This window comes from Burkholderia ubonensis (assembly GCF_902833085.1).
Taxonomy (GTDB): Bacteria; Pseudomonadota; Gammaproteobacteria; order Burkholderiales; family Burkholderiaceae; genus Burkholderia; species Burkholderia ubonensis.
Genome location: NZ_CADFEB010000009.1, coordinates 442,398 through 449,919, shown reverse-complemented (window position 1 = coordinate 449,919; position 7,522 = coordinate 442,398). Strand labels below are relative to the sequence as shown.

7 protein-coding genes are annotated in these 7,522 nt (G+C 69.3%); all 7 read right to left on the bottom strand.

Translation table 11 applies throughout. The features are described 5' to 3' along the window. Positions 1–215 precede the first annotated feature (215 nt). From HWX31_RS26275 to phnS, 7 genes are read right to left on the bottom strand one after another with little or no spacing between them, the layout of a single operon-like run. Positions 216–767 (bottom strand): phosphonate degradation HD-domain oxygenase, encoded by a 552-nt coding sequence (locus tag HWX31_RS26275; RefSeq protein ID WP_174964281.1) that lies wholly within the window; start codon positions 765–767, stop codon positions 216–218. A 4-nt stretch (positions 768–771) separates the two neighbouring features. Beyond that, the gene (phnY, locus tag HWX31_RS26270; RefSeq protein WP_174964280.1) at positions 772–2,226 is read right to left on the bottom strand and encodes a phosphonoacetaldehyde dehydrogenase; all 1,455 of its coding nucleotides are present in this window, start codon (positions 2,224–2,226) and stop codon (positions 772–774) included. After that, positions 2,223–3,530 carry a phosphonoacetate hydrolase gene (phnA, locus tag HWX31_RS26265; RefSeq protein ID WP_174964279.1) on the bottom strand — a complete coding sequence of 436 codons (1,308 nt, stop codon included), beginning with the start codon at positions 3,528–3,530 and terminating at the stop codon, positions 2,223–2,225. Before phnA ends, phnY begins: the two co-directional genes overlap by 4 nt. Next, positions 3,527–4,387 (bottom strand): 2-aminoethylphosphonate ABC transport system, membrane component PhnV, encoded by an 861-nt coding sequence (phnV, locus tag HWX31_RS26260; RefSeq protein WP_010090037.1) that lies wholly within the window; start codon positions 4,385–4,387, stop codon positions 3,527–3,529. The genes phnA and phnV overlap by 4 nt, the downstream gene beginning before the upstream one ends. Beyond that, positions 4,377–5,300, bottom strand: a complete 924-nt coding sequence (gene phnU, locus HWX31_RS26255) for a 2-aminoethylphosphonate ABC transporter permease subunit (protein WP_059652474.1) — start codon at positions 5,298–5,300, stop codon at positions 4,377–4,379. Before phnU ends, phnV begins: the two co-directional genes overlap by 11 nt. Next, positions 5,278–6,381 carry a 2-aminoethylphosphonate ABC transport system ATP-binding subunit PhnT gene (phnT, locus tag HWX31_RS26250; RefSeq protein ID WP_174964278.1) on the bottom strand — a complete coding sequence of 368 codons (1,104 nt, stop codon included), beginning with the start codon at positions 6,379–6,381 and terminating at the stop codon, positions 5,278–5,280. Before phnT ends, phnU begins: the two co-directional genes overlap by 23 nt. A 40-nt stretch (positions 6,382–6,421) precedes the next feature. Beyond that, positions 6,422–7,513, bottom strand: a complete 1,092-nt coding sequence (gene phnS / locus HWX31_RS26245; RefSeq protein ID WP_059772925.1) for a 2-aminoethylphosphonate ABC transporter substrate-binding protein — start codon at positions 7,511–7,513, stop codon at positions 6,422–6,424. Positions 7,514–7,522 lie beyond the last annotated feature (9 nt).

The window sequence follows — 7,522 nt, the reverse complement described above, 5'->3', positions numbered from 1 at the left end:
TCGTTGCGACTGCGGGGTTCATCTTCCTTCGCTGACCGGGCGCCCCAACAGGACCTCCCACCAGCTCCGCTTCCCCTTCCGCGCCGCGTTGCCGTCAGCGCGAAAGAGGCGTGATTCTAGGCACGTCGCGCGCCAAGCGCAAGGGGTTTCGTGAAAAAAATTTAGGGCCCCGCACGCTGCCGCGTGCGGGGCCCTAAATGGAAGCTGCCAACCCGTCAGGCCGTGCGCACCTGGCGCGCGACGATCTCCATATAGTGATCGAGATCCGGCGTCGCCTTCCCTTCCACCTTCGCCATATCGTCCCAGCGGCGCAGGCGCAGCGCGTCCTCCGCAAACGGGCGCCGCAGGAACGCCGCGGCCTCCTCGTCGCTGAAGATCCCGCCCTGCAGTGCGAGGCTGCGCACCGAGTCCGGCGACAGGCTCTCGAAATAGCCGGCGTCCGTCCGGCACAGGCAGCGCTTGGCATCGACATGCAGCCGGATCGGCTCGAGCACCGCGTCCGGCAACAGCGGCCGCAGGAACGGCAATACGTAATATTGATGGAGATCGTCGATACCGCGCGCGCTCGGCGTCTGCCCCTGCCGATTCAGCAGATGCCCGAGGTCGTGCAGGAACGCCGCCGCGACCAGCGCGTCGTCCGCACCCGCCTCCTCCGCCAGCAAACCGCTCTGCAGCGCATGCTCGAGCTGCGTGACCGGCTCCCCGCTATAGGCCACGTGGCCATGCTCGCGATACAGGCCGCGAATCTCTTCAAGCGTCAACGCCATTCCGTCATCCCCACGGCAACGAGAAGGTCTTCAGGTTCGTGAAGCTCTTCATCGCCTCCTGCACCCCTTCCTTGTAACCCAATCCCGAATCCTTGATCCCGCCGAACGGCGTCAGCTCCATCCGGTAGCCCGGCACCTCCCAGACGTTCACGGTGCCGACGTTCAATTCGTTCACGAACCGCACGACCGCTTCCGTGCTGTCCGTGCAGACGCCCGACGACAGCCCGAACGCCGTGCCGTTGCTGATCCGGATCGCGTCGTCAATCGTGTCGAACGCGATGACCGGCGACACCGGGCCGAACGTCTCCTCGCGCACCAGCGCCATCGCCGGATCGACGCGGTCGAGCACGGTCGGCGCATACAGCGCGCCGCGGCGGACGTTCCCGGCCAGCAGTCGCGCCCCCTGTGCGACCGCCTCGTCGACGCGCGCCTCGAACAGGCGCGCCGCCGCTTCGTCGATCACCGTGCCCATCTCGTTCGCCGGGTCGAACGGGTCGCCGTACGACCACGCGCGCGTCTTCTCCACCAATCGCTCGGTGAACGCCGGCGCGACCGAACGCTGGACCAGGATGCGCTTGACCGCCGTGCAGCGCTGGCCGGAATTCCGGTACGAACCCTGCACCGCGAGCGACGCGGCGCGGTCGAGATCGGCGTCGCCGAGGACGATCAGCGGATCGTTGCCGCCCAGCTCGAGCACGACGCGCCGGTAACCGGCCTTCGCGGCAATCGCCTTGCCGATCGCCACGCCGCCGGTAAACGTGATCAGCGACGCGTGCGGGTGCGTCACCAGCTCGTCCGCGATCTCCCGCGGATCGCCGGTCACGACCTGCAGCATCGGTTCGGGCAGTCCGGCCTCATGGAGCAGATCCGCCAGATAGAACGCCGACAGCGGCACCTTCTCGGACGGCTTCACGATCACGCGGTTGTTGGTCGCGATCGCCGGCGCGACCTTGTGCGCAACCTGGTTCATCGGATGATTGAACGGCGTGATCGCGACGATCACCCCGTCGAGCGGCTGGCGCTGCGAAAACACCCGGCGCGCCTTGCCGTGAGGCGTCAGGTCGCATGAGAAGCTCTGCGCGTCGTCGCGCAGCGCCTCGACCGACGCGAACTTCAGCACGTCCGCGACGCGGCCGATCTCGTAGCGCGAATCCTGCTTCGACAGGCCGGATTCGAGCGTGATCAGGTCCGACGCTTCGTCGGTGCGCTCGCGCAGCAGCGCGGCCGCCCGTTCGAGGATCTGCGAACGCTCGTAGCGCGTGAGCACCGGCCGGTAAGCCATCGCGTAATCGAATGCGGCGCGCACGTCGTCGACGCTCGCGAGCGGCACCGTGCCGACACGCATGCCGGTATAGGGATCGGTGACGTCGAAGGTCCGCTCGCGCGCCGCGCGAGCGCCGCACCAGCGCAATGCCTCGGCACGAAATGCCGGATGGTCCCGCCGAACCGGGGAAGTCATGATGCGATCCGGTTCAGCGCGAAATCGAACACGTCGAAATTCCGCGGACGACGCGCGGGATCGTCGCGCTCGATGCGACGGTTGAACAGCAGCGGCACTTCCTGCTCCGACACGCCGCCATGCGAGCGCAGCGGCACGGTCAGCCCGGACAGGTCGTGTTCGCGCTCGCGCGTGCCGAGCGTCATGTCGCGCCGGGCGATCACGACCAGATCGCCGATCCGGTCCGCCGGCAGCTCGAAGCGTGCCGCGGCTTCCGCGTTGTCGAGCACGAGCTCGACGCCGTCGAGCCCGCCGATGCGCCACATCGCGTCCGTCCGGTCGACGCCCGGCGCCAGATAGACGGTCGCGAACGAGCCGAGCGCGCCATGATGCACGACGTAAGGATCGGTGATCGGGAGGATCACCCGCGCGGCCTGCACGCCGAACCAGCCGTCGAGCGCATCCTGCAGATAGACGACGTTCGGCCGGCCCGTCGCCGGATCGTGCTTCGCGTTCATCCCGTGGTCGGCGGTCAGCCCGATCACCCAGCCGAGCGCATCGAGCTGCGCGAGATAGCGGTCCATCATCGCGTAGAACGCATTCGCGCCGCGGCTGCCGGGCGCGCACTTGTGCTGTACGTAGTCGGTGGTCGACAGATACATCAGGTCGACCTGGCGCGTCTGCGCGAGCCGCACGCCGGCCGCGAACACGAATTCGGACAGCGCCGCGCTATAGACGTCCGGCGACGGCAGCCCGACCCAGTCGAGCACGTCGACGATGCCGTTTTCCGCGAGGTTCGCCTGCGCGGCCTTCTCCGCGGAGAAGCAGACGCCGCGCATCCGCCAGCCGAGCAGGCGGCGCAGCTTGTCCTTCGCGGTCACGACCGCCACCCGCGCGCCGGCGTCGGACGCCGCGGCGAGCAGCGTGCCCGCCCGCAGGTAGGCCGGGTCGTTCATCATCACCTCGGCGCCGCGCCCGCCGTCGGCATCCGGGTCCCAGAAGTAGTTGCCGCAGATCCCGTGGATCGACGGCGGCGCACCGCAGACGATCGACAGGTTGTTCGGGTTGGTGAAGGTCGGCACGACGCAATCGGCGCGCCACGCGGTGCCTTGCGCGAACATCCTGCCGATGAACGGCGCGACGCCCGCCTCGACCGCGCGCTCGAGATAGTCGTATTCGCAGCCGTCGACGCACACGACGACGGTCGGCACGGCCGGCAGCCGGTAGCGGCGGCCGTTGACGTCGACGGACTGGTCCGGCAGGCCCGTCGACGCCCCGGCGGCCGGCGCGTCGCCGGGCAGCCGCAAGGCGAACGCGGCGTTCATCGCGCCGCCCGCCGGCCGCCCGGCACGCGGGCGGCAATCAGCAGCAGCGCCGCGAGCGACGCGCCGAGCATCAGCAGCGACAGCGCCGACGCCGGCAGGTAATAGCCGCGCTCCACCTGCCCGATCACGACGATCGGCACGGTGGCGAAGCCGGGCGGATAGACGGTCAGCGTCGCGCCGAGCTCGCCGAGCGACAGTGCGAAGCCGAGCGCGAGGCTCGCGCGCAGCGCGGGCACGAGCTGCGGCAGCAGCACGCGCCGCAGCACCATCGCGGGCGGCGCGCCGAGGCTGGCCGCGGCCTCGCGCAGCACCGTCAGCTCCGGGCGCAGCGCCGCTGCCGCGCAGCGATAGCAGAACGGCAAAATCAACGTGAGCTGCACGAGCACGACGATCGCCGCCGAACTCGACAGATCGACCGGCTTCTGGTGATACGCGATCAGCACCGCGAGCCCGAGCACGACGCTCGGCACACCGTTGGGCACCATCACGAGCGCATCGACGAGCGCGCCGACGCCGCGCCGGTCGCGCCCTTCGAGCGCGAGCGCGAGCCACAGGCCGAGGGCCGTGCCGATCACGGCGACCCCGAAGCCGATCTCGAGGCTCGTCGCGAGCGCGCCGTATTCCTGCGAACCGAGCTGCTCGAACCAGCGCAGGCTGTAGCCGGCCGGCAGGATCGTGCCGGACCAGCGGCTCGACACGCTCGACAGCGCGACGACGATCACCGGCAGCACGAACAGCCAGAAGCACGCGAACGCGGCGAGCGCGAGCGCGACGCGCGACGCATGCTTGAGCAGCGCGTCGCTCCAGCCCGGTTCGTGGCGCGGCACGGCCTGCCCGATACGATATTCAGCGGACATCGCGCGTCCCTCCCGTTGCGCGCCGGTTCACCCGGCGGTAGACCGCATACAGCGCCAGCGACAGCGCGAGCATCGCGACCGCGCCGGCCGACGCGGTCGGCAGGTCGAGATCGACGGTCGCGCTGCTGTAGATCGCGACCGGCAGCGTGACGAGCCTGGCGCTGCCGAGCACGAGCAGAATCCCGAATTCGTTCAGCGTCAGCAGGAAGCACAGCACGGTGCCGGCTGCGATCCCGGGCCACGCGATCGGCAGCACGACGCGCCGCGCGAGCATCCAGCCCGACGCGCCGAGGCTGCGCGCCGCTTCGATCAGGCGCAGGTCGAGCGTCGCGAACGACGCGAGCGTCGGCCGCACGACGAACGGCGTGTAGAACACGGTCTGCGCGAGGATCACGCCGCCGAAGCCGAACAGGAAATCGAGCGGCGGCTGGTCGAGATGGAACGCCTGCTGCAGCGCGATGCTGACCGAGCCCTGCGAGCCGTACAGGAAGATCAGCGTGAACGCGACCAGAAACGAAGGAAACGCGACGTACAGCTCCAGGAAGCGCGTGACGAGCGACGCGCCCGGAAACGGCCGGAAGAACAGCAGCGCGGCCAGCAGCACGCCGAGCACCGACGCGGTGCCGGCGCTCGCGAACAGCACGCCGAGCGTCGTCAGCAGCACGTTGCGTGTGTCGGGATTGCCGAAGAAGTTCCGGTACGCGGCGAAGCTCAGCCCGTGATCGCCGGTCAGGCTCAGCAACACGAGGCGCACGAGCGGATAGACGACGAGCGGGCCGAGCACGACGACCGCGAGCAGGATCAGGTGCCAGTCGCCGGCGCGCCGGCGGCGCTTCGCGGCGGCGGCATGGGCGGCGGCCGACGCGAGCGCCTTCGGCGACAGCGCGGCGTCAGGGCTCGATAAGGACGACATCGTCTGCCTCGCAATGCAGGGAAACACGCGCGCCGCGCTCGGGCGCCGCGCCGCGGCCGCGCTGCATCGTCACGCGCACCGGCTCTTCCGGCGCCGCGTCGACCACGACCGCGATCGACAGCTCGGCGCCTTGCCACTCGACCGACGCGACCGTGCCGTGCAGCCCGCCCGCCGCAAGCGGCCTGACGGTCAACTGCTCCGGGCGCACGCATGCAACCCTGTCGCGCACGTCGTGACGCGGATCGCCGAGCGGGAAGATCACGCGCGGCGGCAGCAGGTTCGCCGGGCCCAGGTAGCGCGCGACGTAGCCGTTGCGCGGCGCGTCGTAAAGCTGCTGCGGCGTGCCGAGCTGCGCGACGTGGCCGTCGCGCATCAGCAACGCGCGGTCGGACAGCACCAGCGCGTCGTCGCGGTCGTGCGTCACGCACACGACGGTCAGGTTCGGCAGGCGCTCGTGCAGCGCCTTCAATTCGCTGCGCACCGACGCGCGCAGGTTCGCGTCGAGCGCGGACAGCGGCTCGTCGAGCAGCAGCACGTCGGGCTCGATCACGAGCGCGCGGGCGAGCGCGACGCGCTGCTGCATCCCGCCCGACAGCTGCGCCGGCAGGTGGTGGCCGGCGTCGCCGAGCTGGACGAGCTTCAGCGCGTCGGCGACGCGGCGCGTCACCTCGGCCGACGACATCCGTCGCGCGCGCAGGCCGAATGCGACGTTCTCGAACACCGACAGGTGCGGGAACAGCGCGTAATTCTGGAACAGCAGACCGAGATTGCGCTTGTGCGGCGGCGCATAGGTCAGGTCACGTCCGGCAACGGTCAGCGTGCCGGTCAGGCCGTCGGCCTTCACGAACCCGGCGATGAAGCGCAGCAGCGTGGTCTTGCCGCAGCCGCTCTTGCCGAGCACGGTCAGAAATTCGCCGGCGCCGATCGACAGCGTCAGATCGTCCAGCACCGTGCGCGCGCCGTAGCGCACGCTCAGGTGCTCGATCTGCACGCCGCCCGGCGCGCCGGACCGCAGCGTCGCATGCGGTCCGGCGGCGCCGAATGCGCCGGGATGGGTCATGGCGGTATCCACCGGTTTCATCCTTTCAATTGCAGGCGGAATTGCACGCGGCGTGCGCCGGTCACTTCGGCTTGACGACTTCGGTCTGCTTGCCCGAGCTGCCGATCACGTCCTTCTTCCAGCGCTCCAGCCACACCGGCTTCTTCGCCATCACCTGGCTCCAGTCGACCGGGATCAGCTTGACGCCCGCGATCGCCTTCTTGACCGCCTCGCCGTTCTTGCCGGCGAGCGGCACGTCGGTGCGGCCCGGGATGCCGTACATGTCCGGCACCTTCGCCTGCACTTCCGTCGACATCAGGTAGTCGATCAGCTTCTTGCCCGCGTCCTGGTTCGGGCCGCTCTTGATCAGGCCGATGCCGTACGGGAGCTGGAACGTCGTCGGCTGGTCGCCGTCCTTCGCCGCGAGGAAGATCGGCTTGATCGACAGGCCGCCGTGCTCGGCGTCGTCGAGATCCATCTGCAGGTCGCCGTTGGCGAAGCTGATCTCGTTGCGCGACAGCAGCACGTTCAGGTAGCCCGTGCCCTTCGTGTGGAACTTCACGCTCTGCGACAGCTTCGCGAGGTAGTCGAACGCCTTGTCCTCGCCCATCAGCGTGGTCGTCAGGATCAGCACCGCCATCCCGTCGCCGGCCGTGGCCGGGTTCGAGTACGCGACCTTGCCCGCGTAGTTCGGCGACAGCAGGTCGGCGAACGTCTTCGGCTGCTGCTTGACGACTTCGGGGTTGATCGCGAACGAGAAATAGTTGTTCACGAACGTCGCCCAGCTGCCGTCTTCCGCCTTCGCGATCGCCGGCACGTTCTTGTAGTTGACGCTCTGGTACGGCTGCAGCAGGCCCATCTGGCCGGCTTGCTGGATGAACGGCGGCAGCGTGACGATCACGTCCGCCTTCGGCGAGTTCTTCTCGATGTTCGCGCGGTTGACGACTTCGCCGCTGCCCGCCGTGACGATGTTGACCTTCACGCCTTCCTTCTTCTCGAAGGCCGGCAGCACGTCGCGGTAGAGGTTTTCCAGGCCGTCCGCCGTATACAGCACGACCGCGTTCGCCGCGTGCGCCGACAGCGCGACGCCTTGCAGCAGGCCGGCGGCGCAGGCGGCCAGCGCGAGCTTGCGGAACGCGCCGGCAGCGGCGCGCGAGGAATTCTGCAGTGTCATCTCACTTCT